This is a genomic window from Micromonospora sp. A200 (genome assembly GCF_029893845.1).
GTDB classification, from domain to species: Bacteria; Actinomycetota; Actinomycetes; order Mycobacteriales; family Micromonosporaceae; genus Micromonospora; species Micromonospora purpureochromogenes.
In genome coordinates, this window is the sequence record NZ_JARXXY010000014.1 from 60,758 (window position 1) to 80,890 (window position 20,133).

Annotated in this window: 22 protein-coding genes; 17 read left to right on the forward strand and 5 right to left on the reverse strand. The window is 72.7% G+C overall.

The genetic code is table 11. The annotated features are described in order from the left end of the window. Nucleotides 1-6: 6 nt before the first annotated feature. Entirely contained in the window at nt 7-717 is a 711-nt protein-coding gene (locus tag M2302_RS15535) for a GntR family transcriptional regulator (protein WP_280838612.1), read from the reverse strand. A gap of 97 nt (nt 718-814) precedes the next feature. Between M2302_RS15535 and M2302_RS15540 the strand changes: the two genes are divergently transcribed. From M2302_RS15540 to M2302_RS15565, 6 genes are read left to right on the forward strand one after another with little or no spacing between them, the layout of a single operon-like run. Beyond that, nucleotides 815-1,792: an aldo/keto reductase gene (locus M2302_RS15540; protein ID WP_280838613.1), complete on the forward strand. Its 978-nt coding sequence runs from the start codon at nt 815-817 to the stop codon at nt 1,790-1,792. After that, nucleotides 1,789-2,631, forward strand: coding sequence for an amidohydrolase family protein (locus M2302_RS15545; RefSeq protein WP_280838614.1), 843 nt, complete (start codon nt 1,789-1,791; stop codon nt 2,629-2,631). Before M2302_RS15540 ends, M2302_RS15545 begins: the two co-directional genes overlap by 4 nt. After that, nucleotides 2,628-3,467, forward strand: coding sequence for a fumarylacetoacetate hydrolase family protein (locus M2302_RS15550; RefSeq protein WP_280838615.1), 840 nt, complete (start codon nt 2,628-2,630; stop codon nt 3,465-3,467). The genes M2302_RS15545 and M2302_RS15550 overlap by 4 nt, the downstream gene beginning before the upstream one ends. Beyond that, nucleotides 3,467-4,771, forward strand: a complete 1,305-nt coding sequence (locus M2302_RS15555) for an enolase C-terminal domain-like protein (RefSeq protein ID WP_280838616.1) — start codon at nt 3,467-3,469, stop codon at nt 4,769-4,771. The genes M2302_RS15550 and M2302_RS15555 overlap by 1 nt, the downstream gene beginning before the upstream one ends. Then, nucleotides 4,762-4,908, forward strand: coding sequence for a hypothetical protein (locus tag M2302_RS15560; protein ID WP_280838617.1), 147 nt, complete (start codon nt 4,762-4,764; stop codon nt 4,906-4,908). Before M2302_RS15555 ends, M2302_RS15560 begins: the two co-directional genes overlap by 10 nt. A gap of 13 nt (nt 4,909-4,921) precedes the next feature. Beyond that, nucleotides 4,922-5,680, forward strand: coding sequence for an SDR family oxidoreductase (locus M2302_RS15565; RefSeq protein WP_280838618.1), 759 nt, complete (start codon nt 4,922-4,924; stop codon nt 5,678-5,680). A 25-nt stretch (nt 5,681-5,705) separates the two neighbouring features. Here M2302_RS15565 and M2302_RS15570 read toward each other — a convergent pair whose 3' ends face one another. Then, nucleotides 5,706-6,665, reverse strand: a complete 960-nt coding sequence (locus M2302_RS15570; protein ID WP_280838619.1) for an acetylxylan esterase — start codon at nt 6,663-6,665, stop codon at nt 5,706-5,708. A gap of 204 nt (nt 6,666-6,869) precedes the next feature. On the opposite strand from M2302_RS15570, the gene M2302_RS15575 reads away from it, so the two are divergent. From M2302_RS15575 to M2302_RS15585, 3 genes are all read left to right on the forward strand, one after another. After that, a complete protein-coding gene (locus M2302_RS15575) occupies nt 6,870-8,036 on the forward strand; it encodes an ROK family transcriptional regulator (RefSeq protein WP_280838620.1) in 1,167 nt (388 codons plus the stop codon). A gap of 82 nt (nt 8,037-8,118) precedes the next feature. Continuing rightward, the gene (locus M2302_RS15580; RefSeq protein WP_280838621.1) at nt 8,119-10,083 is read left to right on the forward strand and encodes a CBM35 domain-containing protein; all 1,965 of its coding nucleotides are present in this window, start codon (nt 8,119-8,121) and stop codon (nt 10,081-10,083) included. 270 nt (nt 10,084-10,353) lie between these two features. Continuing rightward, nucleotides 10,354-10,509 (forward strand): hypothetical protein, encoded by a 156-nt coding sequence (locus M2302_RS15585; protein ID WP_280838622.1) that lies wholly within the window; start codon nt 10,354-10,356, stop codon nt 10,507-10,509. Between the two features lie 179 nt (nt 10,510-10,688). On the opposite strand, the gene M2302_RS15590 is transcribed toward M2302_RS15585, so the two are convergent. Next, nucleotides 10,689-11,678 carry a sigma-70 family RNA polymerase sigma factor gene (locus M2302_RS15590; RefSeq protein WP_280838623.1) on the reverse strand — a complete coding sequence of 330 codons (990 nt, stop codon included), beginning with the start codon at nt 11,676-11,678 and terminating at the stop codon, nt 10,689-10,691. Between the two features lie 104 nt (nt 11,679-11,782). Here M2302_RS15590 and M2302_RS15595 point away from each other — a divergent pair, with 104 nt between their 5' ends. The 4 genes from M2302_RS15595 (at nt 11,783) to ygiD (ending at nt 13,991) form a co-directional block, all read left to right on the forward strand. Next, nucleotides 11,783-12,205, forward strand: a complete 423-nt coding sequence (locus M2302_RS15595; RefSeq protein WP_280838624.1) for a maleylpyruvate isomerase family mycothiol-dependent enzyme — start codon at nt 11,783-11,785, stop codon at nt 12,203-12,205. Then, entirely contained in the window at nt 12,196-12,414 is a 219-nt protein-coding gene (locus M2302_RS15600; protein ID WP_280838625.1) for a hypothetical protein, read from the forward strand. Before M2302_RS15595 ends, M2302_RS15600 begins: the two co-directional genes overlap by 10 nt. Before the next feature lie 90 nt (nt 12,415-12,504). Continuing rightward, complete coding sequence (locus tag M2302_RS15605) at nt 12,505-13,044, forward strand: RNA 2'-phosphotransferase (protein ID WP_280838626.1); 540 nt, start codon at nt 12,505-12,507, stop codon at nt 13,042-13,044. Between the two features lie 77 nt (nt 13,045-13,121). After that, the gene (gene ygiD / locus M2302_RS15610; RefSeq protein WP_280838627.1) at nt 13,122-13,991 is read left to right on the forward strand and encodes a 4,5-DOPA dioxygenase extradiol; all 870 of its coding nucleotides are present in this window, start codon (nt 13,122-13,124) and stop codon (nt 13,989-13,991) included. A gap of 12 nt (nt 13,992-14,003) precedes the next feature. Here ygiD and M2302_RS15615 read toward each other — a convergent pair whose 3' ends face one another. After that, nucleotides 14,004-14,651: a TetR/AcrR family transcriptional regulator gene (locus M2302_RS15615; protein ID WP_280838628.1), complete on the reverse strand. Its 648-nt coding sequence runs from the start codon at nt 14,649-14,651 to the stop codon at nt 14,004-14,006. After that, nucleotides 14,648-15,862, reverse strand: coding sequence for an acyl-CoA dehydrogenase family protein (locus M2302_RS15620; RefSeq protein WP_280838629.1), 1,215 nt, complete (start codon nt 15,860-15,862; stop codon nt 14,648-14,650). The genes M2302_RS15615 and M2302_RS15620 overlap by 4 nt, the downstream gene beginning before the upstream one ends. 120 nt (nt 15,863-15,982) lie before the next feature. Here M2302_RS15620 and M2302_RS15625 point away from each other — a divergent pair, with 120 nt between their 5' ends. The 4 genes from M2302_RS15625 (at nt 15,983) to M2302_RS15640 (ending at nt 20,121) form a co-directional block, all read left to right on the forward strand. Next, nucleotides 15,983-16,735: a glucose 1-dehydrogenase gene (locus tag M2302_RS15625; protein WP_247658272.1), complete on the forward strand. Its 753-nt coding sequence runs from the start codon at nt 15,983-15,985 to the stop codon at nt 16,733-16,735. Between the two features lie 77 nt (nt 16,736-16,812). After that, on the forward strand, nt 16,813-18,366 hold the full coding sequence (locus tag M2302_RS15630) for a long-chain fatty acid--CoA ligase (RefSeq protein WP_280838630.1): 1,554 nt from the start codon (nt 16,813-16,815) through the stop codon (nt 18,364-18,366). A gap of 196 nt (nt 18,367-18,562) precedes the next feature. Then, a complete protein-coding gene (locus M2302_RS15635; protein ID WP_280838631.1) occupies nt 18,563-19,408 on the forward strand; it encodes an ABC transporter ATP-binding protein in 846 nt (281 codons plus the stop codon). Next, a complete protein-coding gene (locus tag M2302_RS15640) occupies nt 19,405-20,121 on the forward strand; it encodes an ABC transporter ATP-binding protein (RefSeq protein ID WP_280838632.1) in 717 nt (238 codons plus the stop codon). The genes M2302_RS15635 and M2302_RS15640 overlap by 4 nt, the downstream gene beginning before the upstream one ends. Nucleotides 20,122-20,133 lie beyond the last annotated feature (12 nt).

The window sequence follows — 20,133 nt, forward strand, 5'->3', positions numbered from 1 at the left end:
GGGTGGTCAGGGCGCGCTGCCCGCGCCCGACGCCGGCAGCCGGTGGAACGCGGGCAGGTGGCGCTCGCGGGCCGAGGTCAGGTGGGCCCGCATGGCCTCGGTGGCGCCCTCGGGATCGCCAGCGGCGATGGCGGCGGCGATGCGCTGGTGCTCGGCGGCGGTCTCCGACGCGGTCGCGGCGGGGAAGTAGAGGCGGTGCAGGTGCAGATGCGCGTGCAGGCGGGTGATCGCGTCGCGCAGCAGGGGACTGCCGGCAGCCTCCGCGACGAGGTCGTGGAACCGTGCGTCGAGGGCGGTGAAGGCGGCGTGGCGGCGGTAGTCCTCGCCCGCCTCCACGCCGACCGTCGCCCCGGCCTCCGTGCCGATCCGCCGGCGGTCCGCGGCGGCCGCGTGTACCGCCGCGCGGCCGGCCGCCGCGCCCTCGAGCAGGATGCGCATGTCGAACAGATCGTCGAACTCGGCCCTGCTCAACAGCGGGGTCGTGGTGTATCCGGACAGCGGCCGCTTGCGGACCAGCCCGTCGGACTCGAGGCGGGCCAGGGCCTCCCGGACGGGGGTGGGGGAGACGTCGAGCTGCCGGGCGAGCACGTCGATGGTCACCCGCTCGCCCGGAGGCAGCGTGTGGTCCATGATCAGCCCCTTGACGGCCTCGTAGACGTCCTCGGAGAGGGTGAGCCGCCGGGCGGGGCGGATGCGGCCTGCGGTCTGGTGCGTCATCGCTTCCTCGTGCCCCCTTGACTGGCTCGGTTCGGACAGAGTAGACACTCTATCCGAGCAATATCCTATAGGAAATAGCATCGCGGGAGGTCGGCGCGTGAAGGCCACCGAGAAGGTGCCCCTGGGGCGTACCGGCCTGACGGTGACCCGGTTGGGGCTCGGACTGGCGCCGATCGGTGGGCTGTTCACCGCCGTCGGCGACGAGGTCGCCCGGGCCACCGTGGAGGCGGCCTGGAACCTCGGACTGCGCTACTTCGACACCGCCCCGCTGTACGGGTGCGGGCTGTCGGAGCGCCGGGCCGGGGCGGTGCTCGCCGGCCGACCGCGCGACCAGTTCACCCTCTCCACCAAGGTCGGTCGCCTGCTCGTGCCCGACGGCCGCGACCGGCAGGAGTTCTGGGCGGAGTCGAGCGACCTCGCCCCGGTCTTCGACTTCTCCGCCGCCGGGGTCCGCCGCTCCCACGCCGGGAGCCTGGAACGGCTGGGACTCGACCGGATCGACATCGCGCACCTCCACGACCCGGACGACCACCTCGCCGAGGCGATGACCGGCGCCTACCCGGCCCTCGCCGAGCTGCGCGCCGCCGGCGAGATCGGTGCGGTCAGCGCCGGCATGAATCAGGCTCCTGGCCTCGCCACGCTGGTCCGGGACGGCGACTTCGACTGCGTCATGCTCGCCGGTCGGTACACGCTTCTCGACCAGTCCGGCCTGGCGGAGCTGCTGCCGCTGTGCGCGCGGCGGGGCGTCGCCGTCCTCGCCGCGGGCGTCTACAACTCCGGTCTCCTGGCCGACCCGCGCCCGGGCGCTCACTACGACTACGCCCCGGCCGACCGCACCGTCCTGGACCGGGCCGCCGCCATCCGCGCGGTGTGCGACCGGCACGGGGTGCCGCTGCGGGCCGCGGCCATCCAGTTCCCGCTCGGACACCCGGCCGTCGCCAGCGTCGTGATCGGCGCCCGCGACCCGGGGCAGATCGCCGACAACGTCGCGATGTTCCAGTGGGACGTCCCGGGTGCGCTGTGGGCCGACCTGAAGGCCGAGGGACTGCTGGCAGAGGAGGTGCCGACGCCGTGATCGTCGATGCCCACCACCACGTGTGGACCGCCGACTACCCCTGGCTCGCGGCGCCCGGGCTGGAGCCGCTGCGCCGCGACTACACCCTCGACGACCTCGTGCCCGGCCTAGACGAGGCGGGCGTGACGGCGACCGTCCTGGTCGAGGCGGGCCGCTGCGACAGCGCCGAGACCGCCGAGTTCCTGGCCCTCGCCGCCGGCACGCCGCGGATCGCCGGCGTCGTCGGCTGGGCGTCCCTGACCGACCCCGACCTCACCGCCACCCTGACCGGCTACCGCGCCCTGCCGGGCGGTGCCAAGCTGGTCGGCGTCCGCGACCAGGTGCAGGCGGTCACCGACCCGGACCATCTGGCCCGCCCCGACGTCCGGGCCGCCCTCGCCGCCGTCGGCGCCGCCGGACTGACCGTCGACCTCATCGTCCACACCGGACAACTGCCCGCCTGCGCCGAGGCGGCCAGGGCCACCCCGGGCACCACCTTCGTCCTGGACCACCTCGGCAAGCCACCGATCGCCGCGGGCGCCCACGCCCGCTGGCGGGCGGCCATCGCCCCGCTGGCCGCCTGCCACAACGTCGCCGCCAAGCTGTCCGGCCTGCTCACCGAGACCGGGCCCGGGTCCGGCCCGGACGCCATCCGGCCCTACGTCGACACCGCGCTGGAGCTCTTCGGCCCCGAGCGGCTGATGCTCGGCTCCGACTGGCCGGTGTGCGAGCTGGTCACCACGTACGCGGGTGCCCTGGCGGCGCTCGACGCCTGCCTGGCGGAGCTGTCGCCGCACGAGCGGTCGGCGGTCAGGGCCGGCACCGCGATTCGTACCTACGCACTGGAGGTTGGTTCGTGAGACTCATGCGCGTCGGGCCGGTGGGTCGGGAACGGCCCGTACGGTACGACGACGGTCACTACCTCGACCTGTCGCTGCTGACGGCCGACATCGACGCGACCTTTCTCGCCGGCGACGGACTGCGGCGGGCCCGCGAGGCCACCGACCTTCCGGAGATCGACGTCACCGGCCAGCGGATCGGCCCCCCGATCGCCCGCCCCGGCGCGATCCTCTGCGTCGGACAGAACTACGCCGCCCACGCCGCGGAGTCCGGCTCGGTGCCGCCCGAGCTGCCGATCGTGTTCTACAAGGCCCCCAACACGGTGGTCGGCCCGTACGACGACGTGCTGATTCCACGCGGGTCGACGAAGACCGACTGGGAGGTCGAACTGGCCGTGGTGATCGGCCGTCAGGCCCGCTATCTGTCCTCGCCCGACGAGGCGCTGGCCCACGTCGCCGGGTACGTGCTCTCCAACGACGTCTCCGAACGCGACTTCCAGCTCACCGTCTCCGGCGGGCAGTGGTCCAAGGGCAAGTCGTGCGAGACCTTCCAGCCGCTCGGACCCTGGCTGGTCACCACCGACGAGGTGTCCGACCCGCAGGCGTTGCGCCTGCGCTCCTGGGTCAACGGCGAGCCCCGCCAGGACTCCACCACCAAAGATATGATCTTCGACGTCGCGTACCTGATCTGGCACCTGTCCCAGTACACCGTGCTCGACCCGGGGGACGTGATCAACACCGGAACGCCGCAGGGGGTGGCGCTGTCCGGCCGGTTCCCGTACCTGTCGCCCGGGGACGTCATGGAGGTCGAGATCGACGGTCTGGGCCGGCAGCGCAGCACGATGAGGAGCGCCTGATGGCCCGGATCACCCGCGTCGACACGTACGACGTCCGGTTCCCCACCTCGCGGGAGCTCGACGGATCCGACGCGATGAACCCCGACCCCGACTACTCGGCGGCGTACCTGGTGCTGCGCACCGACGACGGTCCGGACGGCCACGGCTTCACCTTCACCATCGGCCGCGGCAACGACATCTGCCGGGCGGCGATCGACGCCCTCGTCCCGTTCGTGGTGGGCCTGGACCCGGACACCGTCGACCTGGGCGCGTTCGCCCGATCCCTCACCCACGACTCGCAGCTGCGCTGGCTGGGCCCCGAGAAGGGAGTGGTGCACCTCGCCGCCGGCGCGGTCATCAACGCCATCTGGGACCTGGTCGCCAAACGGGCCGGCAAGCCCGTCTGGCGGTACCTGGCCGAGCTCAGCCCCGAGCAGATCGTCGACCTGGTCGACTGGCGGTACCTCACCGACGCCCTGACCCCGGCGGAGGCCCTGCGGATGCTGCGCGCCGCCGAACCGGGCCGAGCCGGCCGCGCGGCGATCCTGACCGAGCGCGGCTACCCCGCGTACACCACCTCGCCGGGCTGGCTCGGCTACGACGACGACAAGGTGGTACGGCTGGCCAAGCAGGCCGTCGCCGACGGGTTCACCCAGATCAAGCTCAAGGTGGGCGCCGACCGGGCCGACGACGTCCGACGGCTCCGGGCGGCCCGCGCGGCGGTCGGGCCGGACATCCGCATCGCCGTGGACGCCAACCAGCGATGGGACGTGCCCGACGCGATCGCGTGGATGCGCGACCTGGCGCCCTACGACCCCTGGTGGATCGAGGAGCCCACGAGCCCCGACGACGTGCTCGGGCACGCCGCGATCCGGGCCGCGCTCGCCACCGCCGCGCCGTCGGGCGGGGCCATCCGGGTGGCCACCGGCGAGCACGTGCAGAACCGGGTGGTGTTCAAGCAACTGCTCCAGGCCAGGGCGGTGGACGTGGTGCAGATCGACGCCGCCCGGGTGGGCGGGGTGAACGAGAACGTGGCGATCCTGCTGCTGGCCGCGAAGTACGGCGTACCGGTCTGCCCGCACGCCGGGGGAGTCGGCCTGTGTGAACTGGTGCAGCACCTCTCGATGTTCGACTTCGTGGCCGTCTCCGGCAGCACCGACGACCGGGTCATCGAGCACGTCGGTCACCTGCACGAGCACTTCCGCACCCCGGTGGTGGTGCGCGCCGGCCACTACCACGCGCCGACCGCACCCGGCTTCTCCGCCGAGATGCACGCCGACAGCCTCGCCCGGTACGCCTACCCGGACGGACCCGCGTGGGCCTGATCCACCTCGACCTCGCCACTGGCCGGCCGGCGGTCCGGCCGCCCGGCGCGGACACCCTGCCGGACCACTACCTCGACCGGCTGGACCGTGACCGCTTCACCGCGGCGGTGCAGCGGCTCCGACGACTGCTGGGATGAGAAGGAGACGTTCATGACATGTGACGGACTGGTCGCCGTGGTGACCGGGGGTGGTTCGGGGATCGGCCGCGCCTGCACCGATGCGCTGCTCGCCGCGAGGGCCCGGGTGGTCGTGCTGGACCTGGACCCGTCAGGTGCGCCGTCCGGACCGGCGGTCCGCGCCGTGCGGGCCGACGTAGCGGACCGCGCCTCCCTGGCGGCCGGCATCGCCGCCGCCGTGGACGCCTTCGGCCGGCTGGACATCCTCGTCAACAACGCCGGCATCTCGGCGGTCGGCGCCGTCGAGGACAACGACGACGCCCAGTGGGCCCGCGTGCTGGACGTGAACGTCGCCGGTGTGGCCCGCACCAGCGCGGTCGCGCTGCCCCACCTTCGCCGGTCACCGGCGGCGGCCATCGTCAACGTGTCCTCCATCGCTGCGACCGCCGGCCTACCCCGCCGGGCTCTGTACTCCGCGTCCAAGGGCGCCGTGCACGCCCTCACCCTGGCCATGGCCGCGGATCTGATCGGCGACGGCGTACGGGTGAACTGCGTGGCGCCCGGCACGGTGGACACCCCCTGGGTGACCCGGCTGCTCGCCGGCGCCGACGACCCGGCCGCGGAGCGGCGGCTGCTCGCCGCGCGTCAGCCGACCGGCCGCCTGGTCAGCGCCGCGGAGGTCGCCGCGGCAGTGGTGTACCTCGCCTCACCCGCCGCGGGAGCTGTCACCGGGACTTCGCTCGCCGTCGACGGCGGCATGGCCGGTCTGCGGCTCCCGGCACGGCGCAGCTGAGCGGCCGGCGCCGGCGATCGAGCGCTCAGGCCGCCAACAGGTCGCGCAGCCAGCGCAGTTGGATCGGTGGCTGGAACGTCGCCCCGCCCTCGTGCCCGTTGTACGGCCAGATCTGCAGCTCCTTCGGGCCGGCGTAGTGGTTGTACGCGGCGAACACCGTGGACGGTGGGCATACGTCGTCCATCAGCGCGACCGAGTAGAGCGCCGGTGCGGTGGCCCGCGCCGCGAAGTGCACCCCGTCGAAGTAGCTCAACGTATGGAAGACCTGCTCGATCCGGTCGCGGTTCGTCGCGCAGAAGTCGGCCAGCTCCTGGTACGGGTGCGTGTCGGTGATCTCGGTGGCCCGCCGGACGTGGGTCAGGAACGGCAGGTCGATGAGCGCGCCTCGTACCTGGGAGTGCAGGCCGGCCACCGCCTGCGCGATCCCGCCGCCCTGGCTGGCACCGGCGACGACGATCCGGCTGTCGTCCACCTCCGGATGGCTGGCCGCCGCGTCCACCGCCCGCACCGCGTCGGTGAACAACCGGCGGTAGTAGTACTGCTCGGGGTCCAGCACGCCGCGGGTCAGCACGCCGCCGTGCTGCGGCGAGTCGCTGCCCGGCAGATCCACGGTGTCGCCGTCGCCCTGGCCGCGGGAGTCCATGACGAACACCGCGTACCCGGCCGACGGCCACAGCAGCCACTCGTGGGGCCGGCCCCGGCCGCCGCCGTAGCCGATGAACTGCACGACGCACGGCAGTGGCCCGGCCGAGTCCACCGGGGTGAGGAACCAGCCGGCCACCCGCTGCCCGCCGGAGCCGCTGAACCGTACGTCGTGGACGTGCACCCGGGGTAGCAGGGCGTCGTACGGGGTGAACTCCGTCGCCAGGTCGTGCTCGGCCGCAGCGGAGAGCGTGGCGTGCCAGAACGCCGCGAAGTCGTCCGGCTCGGCGCGTTGCGGGCGGTAGGCGCGCAGCTCGGCGAGGGGCAGATCGAACAGGGCCACGGGGATTGCCTTCCTTGCTGCTCGCTGCCGGTACGTCCGCTCGGCAACCTGCACCGCCCTGGTCAGCCCGGCGCGGCTCCGGAATGGACGTGCCGCACGGTGTCGTCCCCGGTGAGCGCGCGTGCCGGGCTGGCTGAGCGTAGGACTGGTGCTGAACCGGAATCAATACTTGACGAAGTTAATTAATGAACCTAGGTTTCGGCTATGTTTCCCGAGACCGGCTTGGCCTCGCTCGCCGTCGCCCCGGCGGCAACGGCGGTGTTCACCGCCGTACTGACCGAAGGTCCCTTGAGCCGGGTCAGTCTCGCGCGCCGGCTCGGGCTGTCCTCCGCCGCCGTCACCAAGGCCGCGCGCCCGCTCATCGACACGGGTTACCTGCATGAGCTGGCCGCGACCGAACGCACCGGTCCGGGCGCCGGACGCCCGGCCAGTCCACTGGCCGTACGCGCGGACCGCGAGTTCTTCGTCGGGGTGAAGATCACCGCCGATGAACTCATCGGCGTCGTCTGCGACCTCCGTGCGGCGGTACGGGCCACGGCCCGCCGGCCGCTGACCGCCCCCGACGTCGAGGCCGTCCTCACCGACCTCGGCCAGCTCGTCGACGGGCTGCTCGACGGTCCCGGCGACTACCGGGTCCGCACCCGCCGGCTGGGGCTCGCCATCTCCGGCGACGTGGATCGCACCACCGGGCTGGTCCGGTACTCGCCGTTCCTGCGGTGGCGCAACGTCCCGCTCGGCCAACGCGCGGCCCGGATCACCGGGCTCGCCGTCACGGTGGAGAACGACGTGAAGGCGCTCACCGCCGCTGAGCACTGGTTCGGCGAGGGGGTGGGCGCCGAGTCCTTCGCCCTCGTCACCGTGGGCACCGGCATTGGCTGCGGCCTGGTCGTCCACGGCCGGCTGGTCTCCGGCTCGCACGGCGTCGCCGGCGAGATCGGTCACCTCGCCGTCGACGCCAACGGCCCCAGTTGCCACTGCGGTGGTCGCGGCTGCGTGGAGGCCATCGCCGGCACCCAGGCCATCGTCCGGCAGGCCCGGGAACGCACCGGTCGGCCCGAACTCACCATTGACGCCGCGGTGGCCCTGGCCCGCGCCGGTGACGAGCGGGTCGCTGCCGTCTTCGCCCGTGCCGGCAACGCGATCGGCTCCGGCATCGCGGCCGTGGCGAACCTGGTCGGCCCCGCCCGGATCGTCGTGTCCGGCGAGGGGCTGGCCGCCTACGACCTGTTCGAGGCGCACATCCGCACCGGCTTCGAGCGCCAGGCGTTCGGTGCCGCCGCCCAGTGCCCGCTCTCCATCCGCCCGCTGCCCTTCGAGGAGTGGGCGCGCGGAGCGGCTGCCGTGAGCATCCAGTCGCTCGTCGTTCCCTGAACCATCGGCGTCAATCCGGCCCCCGGCCGGCCATATCGCAACAGGCACCACCCTCGGCCCCCCAAAACCAGGAGGTGTGACTGTGAAGTCACCGTTACGCACCACCGCGCAGCGAGTCGAACCGCCCACCCGGCGCGAGAGCCGGGTCCGCACCGGCGTGGCCCTCGCCGCCACCCTCGCGGTGGCCATCGGCGCGGGCGCGATCCCGGCGCAGGCTGCCGCACCCGGCGCGAAGACGCGGGCTGCCGCACCCGGTCCGAAGCCGAGCCCAGCGCCGAACAGCGCGGGGGCCGGCGCCACCACGAAGGACCCGTCGCCCGCCGACCGGGCGGCCGCGCAGAAGGCGGCCGCCGAGGCTGCGGCGCAGGGCGTCGCGGCCCGTCCCTATCTGGGGTGGAGCAGTTGGAGCCTGCAGGCCACCAAATACCCGGGGGTCAACCCGAACGGCCCCGCGAGCTGGCTGAACGAGGCCAACGTCCTCCAGCAGGCCGACGTGCTCGCCACGAAGCTCAAGCCCTACGGCTACGAGTACGTCAACATCGACGCCGGCTGGTCCACCAACTACCAATGGGAGATCAACTCCGACGGGTACGGACGCGAGATCGCCTCGCCCGAACGGTTCCCGCACGGCATGAAGTACGTCGCCGACGCCATCCACGCCAAGGGACTCAAGGCCGGCATCTACCTCACCGTCGGGCTGAACAAGCCCCTGTACGGCGGCGGCACGGTACCGATCTGGAACGCTCCCGGCTGCACCACCGCCGACATCGTCTACCCGGACCTGCGTACGACGAACGGCTGGGACGGGGCGTACAAGATCGATTTCTCGAAGCCCTGCGCGCAGAAGTATGTCGACTCGCAGGCACAGCTGATCGCCGACTGGGGCTATGACTTCCTCAAGTTCGACGGCGTCGGGCCAGGCTCGTTCCGCAGCGGCGACAACTACAACAACGTCGCGGACGTCGCCGCCTGGCACGCGGCCATCGCCAGGACCGGACGCCCGATCGAGTTTCTCCTGTCCTGGTCGCTCGACCGCAACCACGCCGCCGACTGGAAGCGGTACTCCAACGGCTGGCGGATCGACACCGACGTGGAGTGCTACTGCGACACCCTGGTGACCTGGAACAACTCCGTGAAGGTCCGGTGGGACAACGTACCCGGCTGGACGCCCTGGGCCGGCCCCGGCGGCTGGAACAACCTCGACTCTCTCAATGTCGGCAACGGCGAGATGGACGGCATCACCGAGGACGAGCGGCAGAGCTACATGACGCTGTGGGCGATCTCGGCGGCCCCGCTCTACATCGGTGACGACCTCACCAAGCTCGACGCGTACGGCCTCTCCCTGCTCACCAACCGCGAGGTGATCGCGATCGACCAGCAGGGCATCCCGGCCCGGCCGGTTACCCCGACCGGCCCCACGCAGGTCTGGGGAATGAAGAACGCCGACAACTCGTACACCGTCGCGCTGTTCAACATGGGCAGCCTCCCGGCCCAGGTCACCGCCAACTGGAGCAGCTTCGGCTTCGGTGGCACCGCCACCGTCCGTGACGTGTGGCGGAGCGAAGAGCTGGGCGTGCACAACGGCGCCATCTCGGCGACCCTACCGTCGCACGGTTCCCGGCTGTTCAAGGTCACCCCGACGGGTGTTGCCCCCAAGGTGGCCAGCTACGAGGCGGAGGCCAGCACGAACACCGTCGTGCGGGGCGCCTCGGTCGGCGGCTGTGCCAACTGCTCCGGCGGCGCGAAGGTTGGCAACCTCTACAACGGCGGCGCCCTGCGCATCAACGGCGTCACCGTGCCGAAGACGGGCACCTACCAGGTGAACATCCGCTACACCACGAACGACCCGCGCTCGGCGACCGTCTCGGCCAACGGCCAGAATGCCGTCACCCTGGCCTTCCCGCCCAGCGGTGGTTGGGACATCCCGGCCACCCTGACCGTAGCGATGCAGTTGCGTGCCGGTGCCAACACGATCGAGATCGACAGCACGACGCCGGTCTACTCACCGGACATCGACAAGATCGAGGTGCCGCTGACCGTACGGTAGGCACGGCTCGTCGTGGGGCCGGAGTGGCACTGCCGCCCGGCCCCCACGCCGTCCGGGCGCCACGCTCTGTGACCGTGGCCATACGGAGAATGCTTGCTCGATCAGGCAACCGACGACTAATTTTGCTTCGTCAAGCAAGTAAAACCAGGGGTCGATGTGGGTTTGGCTCCGGCAGTCCTGCGAGCGGATCTCCGTACCGCCGGACCCATGGCTTCCGCACCGTTCCGCACATCCAGATGCACCGCGCCCCGTGTCGTTCAGGAGTCGGACATGATTTTTGGGCCAGTTCGTCGCAGCTACCGCGACGAGCAACAATGTCGATCGGCCCGGCGGCGGATCCGGGAGACGCTCGCGGTCCGCCGGGCCGCCGCAGCGGTCGGGCAGCAGAGCGTCGAACTACCCGACGAGGCGAAGTCGGCCGCATGACAAGGCGCGACCGCCGGCGGAGGTGATGAGCCACGTCGGGTCGGGGGTGCCGTCGGTGAGCACGCGCGACCAGGCGTGGCGGTATCTCATCGGATATGCCAGTTGAGCGGTCGGTACCCGACTCGCACCGTCCGTCCGCTCCGCGTGACCCCGCGAGTTCCCGGCCAGGTCCGGGGGCGTCAGGCTGCCGGCGCCGGACCGGTCGAGCGGGCCGGCGGGCCGAACAGCGGCAGCAGCCGGTCCGCGTCGAGGTAGGTGGTGATGCCCCGCACCCGGTCGCCGGCCAGGTCCAGGATGACCAGCCCGAAGGGCCGGTGGACGCCGTCGGGCCCCGGCCGGGTCTGCCAGTACGCCGGTGCGCCGTTCGCCGCGGTGGGCACCAGCCGCGAGCCCGCGCACGAGGCCGCCGGATCGGACAGTCCCTGCGCGATCCGGTCCCGGCCGCGCAGCCACCAGCGCAACGGCGGCATCGACATGGTGGCGTCGGCGTGCAGCAGAGCCACCAGGGCCGGCACGTCGTGGCGTTCGAACGCGGTGCAGTACCGGGTCAGTAGCTCGCGCTGGGCCGCGTCGGCGGGCCGGACCGGCTCCCCGGGGTCGGGGGCGACCGTGCGCAGGGTGGACCGGGCCCGCTGGAGCGCGCTGTTCACCGACGCGACGCTGGCCTCCAACAGGTGCGCGACCTCGTCGGCCCGCCAGCAGAGCACGTCGCGCAGGATCAGCACGGCCCGCTGTCGGGGCGGCAGGTGTTGCAGGGCGGCCACGAACGCCAGCCGGATGCTCTCCCGCCGCAGCGCCTGCTCCGCCGGGTCGCCGTACCCGGGCAGCACCCGGTCGTCCGGGACCGGCTGGACCCACACGTGCTCCGGCGCCGGCGCCCCGAGCGCCGCGCCGGTCTCGGCGGCGGGGCCGAGGTCCATCGCCCGGGCCCGGCGTTGCGTGCCGCGCAGCATGTCCAGGCAGACGTTCGTCGCGATCCGGTAGGCCCAGGTCCGCAGCGACCCGCGGGCCGGGTCATAGCGGTCGGACGCCCGCCAGATGCGGGTCAACGTCTCCTGCACGGCGTCCTCGGCCTCGAACCCTGAGCCGAGCATCCGGTAGCAGAAGCCGGTCAGTTCGGTGCGCAGCAGCTCGACCGGGACGTCCTCGGCGACCGCTCTCTCCCGCACCCGGCGACCATACGCCCACCGACCGATGAGTTTCGCGGGTCCGGCCCGTATCAGCTGCGAGGGCCCCGGCGAAGGGTGCCCCGCACTGGACGGGAGGAATCCGGATGACCGACGACGATGTCCGCGCCGCGGTGGTGGCGGAACGGGCGGAACTGGTCGACCTGCTGGCGGCGCTGCCCGCCGATCGGTGGGACGCGCCGACACTGTGCGACGGGTGGCGGGTGCGGGAGGTCGTCGCGCACACCACGATGCCGTTCCGGACCTCGGTCGGGCGGGCCCTGATGGAGTTGGCCAGGGCGCGCGGGAACGTCAACCGGATGGCCGACCGGACCGCCCGTCGCGACGCCGCCGCGTTGTCGCCCGTGCAGTTGCTCGCGGCGCTGCGGGACAACGTCGAGCACCGCTGGACGCCGCCGGGCGGGGGCGTGTGCGGGGCGCTCTCCCACGACGTCATCCACGGCCTGGACATCACGTCGGCCTCGGGCTGGACCGCCGCGTCCCACCGGAGCGGGTCGCCATGGTGCTGACCGGGATGTCGCCGCGCAACGTGGCGTTCTTCGGCACCGACCTGAGCGGCGTCCAGCTCCGGGCGACCGACCTCGACTGGTGCCACGGCGAGGGCACGCCGGTGCGTGGTCTCGCCCAGGATCTGCTGCTGGTGGTCTGCGGGCGCCGGCTCCCGTCCGGCCGGCTCGACGGCCCGGCGGCGACCCGGTTCAGCCGGCGGGACCCGTAGCGGGCGCGCGCCTCGCCCCGGGCCCGGGCACGTCCGGGGCGAGGCGGTATCCCGTCGCCACCGCGTCCGACCATGGTCGACAATGGTGCGATGGACGATCGGGCGCTGGTGCGGCTGAGCAAGCGGATGTCACTGGCACTGCGCCACCAGCCCGGGAAGTTCGGCCTGGCGCCGGACCGGGCCGGCTGGGTCAGCGTGGACGGCCTGCTCGCCGCCCTGCGGATCGACCGCGCCCACCTCGACGCCGTCGTGGCCGGTAACGACAAGCAGCGCTTCGCCGTCGAGCGGGGCGCCGACGGGGTGGAACGGATCCGGGCCAGCCAGGGGCACTCCATCCCGGTCGACCTCCAGCTGGCGCCCACCGCGCCGCCGGAGCACCTCTACCACGGCACCGGCGCGGCCGCGCTCGACTCGATCCGGGCCACCGGCCTGCACCGGGGCGGGCGGCACCACGTACACCTCTCGCCGGACGTGGCGACGGCCCGGCGGGTCGGCGCCCGCCGCAGCGGGGCGGTGGTGGTGCTCACCGTCGACGCGGCGGCGATGGCCCGCGACGGGCACGTCTTCTACCGCAGCGCGAACGGGGTATGGCTGACCGACGCGGTGCCGCCGGCCTACCTCGTCGCCTGACGGCGCGTTCCGCGCCCGATCGGCCGCGACGCCGACCGCGCCGGATTACCCTCGGACCACGACCCGGAGGGAGCGGCATGAGCGGTCAGACCAGCCCCGGCACGATGCCCGCCGCCTTCTTCGGCCACGGCAACCCGATGAACGCCCTGGCGGTCAACCGGTACACCTCGGCGTGGCGGGCGTTCGGGCGGGCGGTGCCGCGCCCCCGGGCGATCCTGGTGATCTCGGCGCACTGGTACATCGGCGCGACCGCCGTCACCGCGATGCCCCGGCCACGCACGATCCACGACTTCTACGGCTTTCCCCCGCAGCTGTTCGACGTCGAGTACCCGGCCCCGGGCCTGCCCGAGCTGGCCGAGGAGGTGAGCGACCTGGTGCATCCCACCTGGGTGGGCGCCGACGTGGACTCGTGGGGCCTCGACCATGGCACCTGGTCGGTGCTGACCCACGCCTTCCCGGCGGCGGACATTCCGGTGGTGCAGCTGAGCATCAACGCCTTCAAGGGGCTGGACTACCACCTGGGGCTGGGCGCCCAGCTCGCGCCGCTGCGCGAGCGCGGGGTGCTCATCGTGGCCAGCGGCAACGTGGTGCACAACCTGGGCGGGGTGGATCCGCAGCTGGTCGACCAGGGCTTCGACTGGGCGCGGCGCTTCGACGACGCGGCCCGCGAGGTGATGCGGGACGAGCCCTCCGAGGCGGCCCGGCTGGACGCCCACCGCGACTTCGGGTCGGCGGTGCCGACGCCGGACCACTTCATCCCGCTGCTCTACCTCGCCGGTATCGCCGGTGCGACCAGGACCCGGCCCGAGGTGCTGGTGAACGGGTACGCGTACGGATCGCTGTCGATGACCGCGTACACGCTGGGGTTGGCCTGCCCGGGTGGCGACCAGCCGGCCGGCGCGCCGTCGCTGCCGGCCGACGTGCCGGCCGACTCGGCGAACATCTGACCCCGGCCGGCGTCAGCCCCGCGCCGGCGCGGACTCGGCCGGGGCGCGCACGCCGTCGACGAACAGCGCGACGAGCTGGTGGCCGACCTCGGTGAAGGTCAGCGGCCCGTCCGGGTGGAACCAGGTGTGGAAGTTGCCCAGGGCGCTGAGGAACGTGTGGGTGACCACGGTGGCGGAGACGTCGGGGCGGACCACACCGGCCAGCTGGGCCTCGTGCACGAGGTCGCGGAACAGGTCGTGGTAGCGCCGGCGCTCCCGGCGGGTGGCCTCGGCGTGCTCGTCGTCGAGCAGGTGCGCCGAGCGGGCCCAGACGGTCAGCTCGGCCAGGTGTTCGGCGGTGTGTTCGACCACGTCGAGGGCCGCGGCGCGCAGCCGCTCCCCGACCGGCCCGTCGCCCGCCGCGATCTCGGCCAGCCGCCGGGTCTGCTCCGCGAGCAGTTCCCGGTAGATGCTGGTCAGCAGCTCGGACTTCGACCCGAACCAGTGATACAGCGCCCCCTTGGTCACCTCCGCCGCCGCCACGATCTCCTGGACGCTCGTCGCCTCGTAGCCGCGCCGGGCGAACAGCTCGGTGGCGGCCGCGATGATGCTCTGCCGGGCCGACCCGCGGGGCGCCCGCCGCCGCTCGGGAGCGACGGCGGCCTCGGTCGCCACGGTCACCGCGACTCCAGCTGGCGGCGGATCTCCCGGCGAGCCACGTCGCGCACGTGCACCTCGTCGGGGCCGTCGGCGATGCGCAGGGTACGGGTGCCCGCGTACATCGACGCGAGCGGGAAGTCGTCGGAGACGCCGGCCCCGCCGTGCACCTGGATGGCCCGGTCGAGCACCTCCAGCGCGACCCGGGGCGCGATCACCTTGATCGCGGCGATCTCGGTGCGGGCGGCCTTGGCGCCGTACCGGTCGATCATCCAGGCCGCCTTGAGGGTGAGCAGCCGCGCCTGCTCGATCGCCATCCGCGACTCGGCGATCTGCTGCTGCACCACGCCCTGGCGGGCCAGTTCCTGGCCGAAGGCCACGCGGGTGGTGGCGCGGCGCACCATCAGGCTCAGCGCCCGCTCGGCCAGGCCGATGGCGCGCATGCAGTGGTGGATGCGGCCGGGGCCGAGCCGGGCCTGGGCGAGGGCGAAGCCGCCGCCCTCCTCGCCGAGCAGGTGCGACGCCGGCACCCGGACGTCGGTGAAGACGACCTCGCCGTGGCCGTGCTGGTCGTGGTAGCCGAAGACGGGCAGCGAGCGCACCACCTCGACGCCGGGGGTGTCCACCGGGACCAGGATCATCGACTGCTGCCGGTGGGTGTCGGCCGACGGGTCGGTCTTGCCCATCAGGATCATGACGGCGCAGCGCGGGTCGGCGATGCCGGTGGTCCACCACTTGCGGCCGTTGATGACGTACGAGTCGCCGTCGCGCTCGATGCGGGTACGGACGTTGGTGGCGTCGCTGGAGGCCACGTCCGGTTCGGTCATCGCGAAGGCCGACCGGATCTCACCGTCGAGCAGCGGGCGCAGCCAGCGCTCCTTCTGCTCGTCCGTGCCGAACATGTGCAGGATCTCCATGTTGCCGGTGTCCGGGGCGGCGCAGTTGACGGCCTCCGGGGCGAGCTCGATGGAGCGGCCGGTCAGCTCCGCGAGGGGGGCGTACTCCAGGTTGGTCAGCCCGGAGACGTCGGGCAGGAACAGGTTCCACAGCCCCCGGCGGCGCGCCTCGGCCTTGAGTTCCTCCACGACCGCGGGCAGGTGGTGACGACGGCCGGCCTCGGTGAGTTCGGCGCGCTGGGCCGCGTAGACCGGTTCGGCGGGGTAGACGTGGTCGTCCATGAACTCCTGGAGCCGCTTGAGGTACTCGGCGGACCGTGCGCTCGGTTCGAAATCCATGGCTGGCTCCCCATTGACGGCTGTGTCGGCGGCTCGCTACCGTCGCCGGACGCCGAACATACCGGCTGGTCGGTATGGCGTCCAGAGCACCGTGACCGTGAGGAGCCCCAGGTGAGCGTGATGGACCGGTTCCGCCTCGACGGGAAGGTCGCCGTCGTCACCGGCGCCTCCTCCGGCCTGGGGGTGTCGTTCGCCCGCGCGCTCGCCGAGGCCGGTGCCGACGTCGTGCTCGGCGCCCGCCGCGCCGAGCGCCTGCCCGAGACGGGCAAGCTGGTCGAGGCGGCCGGCCGGCGGTACGCGGCCCGCGCCACCGACGTCAGCCGGCCCGAGGACTGCCAGGCGCTGGTCGCCACCGCCATCGAGCAGTTCGGTCGGGTGGACGTGCTGGTCAACAACGCCGGGGTCGGCACCGCCGTGCCCGCCTCCCGGGAGACCCCGGAGCAGTTCCGCTCGGTCGTCGACGTCAACCTGATGGGCAGCTACTGGATGGCACAGGCGTTCGCCCGGGCGGCGACCGGCGGCGGCGCCATCGTCAACATCTCCAGCGTCATCGGCCTGCGCCCGGGCGGCATCCCGCAGGCCGCGTACGCCGCCAGCAAGGCCGGTGTCATCGGCCTGACCCGCGACCTGGCGGCACAGTGGACCGGCCGCAAGGGCATCCGGGTCAACTGCATCGCCCCCGGCTTCTTCGCCTCCGAGATGAGCGACCAGCTCGAGCCGGGCACCTTCGAGATGGTCAAGGCGCTCGCCCCGGCCGGGCGGCTCGGCGAGCACGAGGAGCTCGCCGCCACGCTGATCTGGCTGGCCAGCGACGCCTCGTCATACGTGACCGGAGTGACCGTGCCGGTCGACGGCGGCCTCGTCATGCCTTGACGCCCGAGGGTGGAGGGCGTAGACCGGCTGTCACCTTGCTCGATGTCCCAGCGACTCGCCGTACAGGAGGAGCACCGATGAGCTTCAACCTCGCGACCATCCTCCGGGAGCCCCGCCGGGCGCATCCCGACAAGCCGCTCTGCCACCTCGACCACCTGACCTTCAGCTACCGACAGGTGGACGAGATCTCTGGGCGGGTCGCCGCCGCCCTGCTCGGGCTGGGCCTGCGCCGGGGCGACAAGGTGGCGGTGCAGCTGCCGAACGTGCCGCAGTTCCTCTTCGCCTACTTCGCCGTGCTCAAGGCGGGCCTGGTCATGGTGCCGCTCAACCCGCTGCTGCGCGCCGGTGAGGTCGCGTACCACCTGGCGGACTCCGACACCAAGGTCTTCATCACCTTCGAGCTGTTCGCGCAGGAGGCGGCCAAGGGGGCCGCCGAGGTCGAGGGCGTGACGACGTACGTGGTCAACCTGCCGGGCAGCGACCGGCGGCCCGACGGCACCCGGCACTTCGACGAGCTGTACGCGGCCGAGGACACCGGCGAGATCGTCCCGACGGACGCCGACGACACGGCCGTGCTGCTCTACACCAGCGGCACCACCGGTCGGCCCAAGGGCGCCGAGCTGACCCACTTCCAGCTCTACATGAACTGCACCGTCGGCGGCGACCTGTTCGGCTTCCGCGACGACGACATCGGCCTGGCCGTCCTGCCGCTCTTTCACGTCTTCGGCCTCTCCAGCGTGCTCAACGTGGCCGTGCGCTACGGCGGCACCATCGTGCTCGTGCCGCGCTTCGAGGTCGGGCCGGTGGTCGACGCCATCGAGCGGCACCGGTGCACGGTCTTCTCCGGCGTACCCACCATGTACTTCGCCCTGTTGCAGGCCGACCTCACCGGTCGGGACCTCTCCTCGCTGCGGGTCGGCGTCTCCGGTGGGGCGGCGATCCCCGGCGAGGTGATCCGGTCCTTCGAGGAGCGGTTCCCAGGCGTGGTGATCCTGGAGGGGTACGGGCTGTCGGAGACGGCCAGCACGACGACGTTCAACATCAGCGCCGAGCAGCGCAAGGTGCTCTCCATCGGCAAGCCGATCTGGGGCGTGGAGACGCGCATCGTCGACGACGCGGACCGGCCGCTGCCGCCCGGGCCCGAGCACGTCGGCGAGATCGTGGTCCGCGGCCACAACGTGATGAAGGGCTACTACAAGAACCCCGAGGCGACCGCCGAGGCGTTCCGTGGCGGCTGGTTCCACACCGGAGACCTGGCGTACGCCGACGCCGACGGCTACCTGTTCATCGTCGACCGCAAGAAGGACATGATCATCCGGGGTGGCTACAACGTCTATCCCCGGGAGGTCGAGGAGGTCCTGTACGCCCACCCGGCGGTCGTCGAGGCCGCGGTGCTCGGCCGCCCCGACGCCAAGCTGGGCGAGGAGGTCGTGGCGGTGCTCAGCGTCACGCCGGACGCCGAGGTGACGCCCGACGACCTGGTGGCGTACTGCCGGGAGCGGCTCGCCGCGTACAAGTACCCGCGGCAGGTCCGCATCGTGGCCGAACTGCCGAAGGGCCCGACCGGCAAGCTGCTCAAGCGCGAACTGAAAAAGGACCTGCTGGAAACCCCTGCACAGCAAGTGCAATAGCTGCCGCCACCCGGGTCGGCGACGACCCGGGTCGACCGCCATTGTCCTGGTACGACCCGTCCACATCACAGCGTCGTAACGAGTCATTGACGGTCTCCGCTCGAAAAGTACACTCCCGATGTAATAACCACCCCCTGATGCTTCGCCCGAGTCGCACCGCGTTTTCCCCCGTCGCCGCGTCCCGTAAGAGGTGAAGATGAGCCCACCACCCACCGACACTCCCGCCGCCGGCATCGACCTGGTGCTGCGCGACGTCGGCGTCCGGTTCGGCGGACTGGTCGCGCTGGACGGCGTCTCCCTGCGGGTGCCGCCCGGCCGGATCGTCGGCGTCATCGGCCCGAACGGCGCCGGGAAGACCACCCTGTTCAATGTGGTCTGCGGCTTCGTCCCGCCGACCAGCGGCTCGCTCAGCCTCGACGGCCGGCCGTTCCGGCCGCGTCCGCACCGGCTCACCCGCCTCGGCATCGCCCGCACGTTGCAGGGTGTCGGTCTCTTCCCCGGCCTCACCGTCGTCGAGAACGTGATGGCCGGCGCCAGCCACGCCGCCCGGGCCGGCTTCACCACCGCCCTGTTCGGCCTGCCCCGCAGCGACCGCGACGAACGGCGGCTGCGCGAACAGGCCCTCGACCTGCTCTCCGAGCTGGGCGTCGCGCGGCACGCCGCCGCCGCGCCCGGCACCCTGCCGTACGCGGTGCGCAAGCGGGTCGCCCTCGCCCGCGCCCTGATCGCCCGACCCCGCCTGCTGCTGCTCGACGAGCCGGCCGGCGGGCTCGGCGCCGAGGACATCGGCGAGCTGGCCGAGCTGATCACCGGGCTGCCCGGCCGGGCCGACGCCGCCTGCTCGATCATGCTCGTCGAGCACCACATGGACCTGGTCATGTCCGTCTGCCACGAGATCGTGGTGCTGGACTTCGGCAAGGTCATCGCCGCCGGCACCCCGGAGCAGGTCCGCGACGACCCGCTGGTGACCGAGGCGTACCTCGGCGCCGACGTCCCGGCCGGCGCCACCGGCACCGGCGCCGGTTCGGTGGTCGCGCCGTGAGCGCCATCCTGGCGGTCGACGGGCTCAGCTCCGGCTACGGTCCGGTGCCGGTGCTGCGCGAGGTCACCTTCGAGGTGCCGACCGGGACCATCGCCGCCGTCCTGGGCGCCAACGGGGCCGGCAAGACCACCCTGCTGCGTACCCTGTCCGGCCTGCTGCGCCCCACCGCCGGCCAGGTCCGGTTCGACGGCGCGGACCTGCGCGGCGTCCGCGTCGAGGCGCTGGTGCACCGCGGCCTGGCGCACGTGCCGGAGGGCCGCGGCATCGTCGCCGAGCTGACCGTCGAGGAGAACCTGCGCCTCGGCGGGCTGTGGCGCCGCGACCGCGCCGACGCCCGGCGAGCCCAGGACGAGGTGTACGAGCTGTTCGAGCCGCTGGCCCGGCGGCGACGGCACGCCGGGCACCAGCTCTCCGGCGGGGAGCGGCAGATGCTCGCCCTCGGTCGGGCGCTGATCGCCCGGCCCCGGCTGCTGCTGCTCGACGAGCCGTCGCTCGGCCTCGCACCCCGGGTCACCGCGCAGATCATGGCGCTGCTGCGCCGGCTCTGCGACGACACCGGGTTGACCGTCCTGCTCGTTGAGCAGAACGTGCGCAGTGCCCTCTCCGTCGCCGACCAGGGCGTGGTCATGTCCCTGGGCCGCGTCGTCATGGCCACCCCAGCGGCGCAGCTTCGCGACGACGAGACGCTGCGCCACGCGTACCTCGGGTTCTGACCACCCCACCCG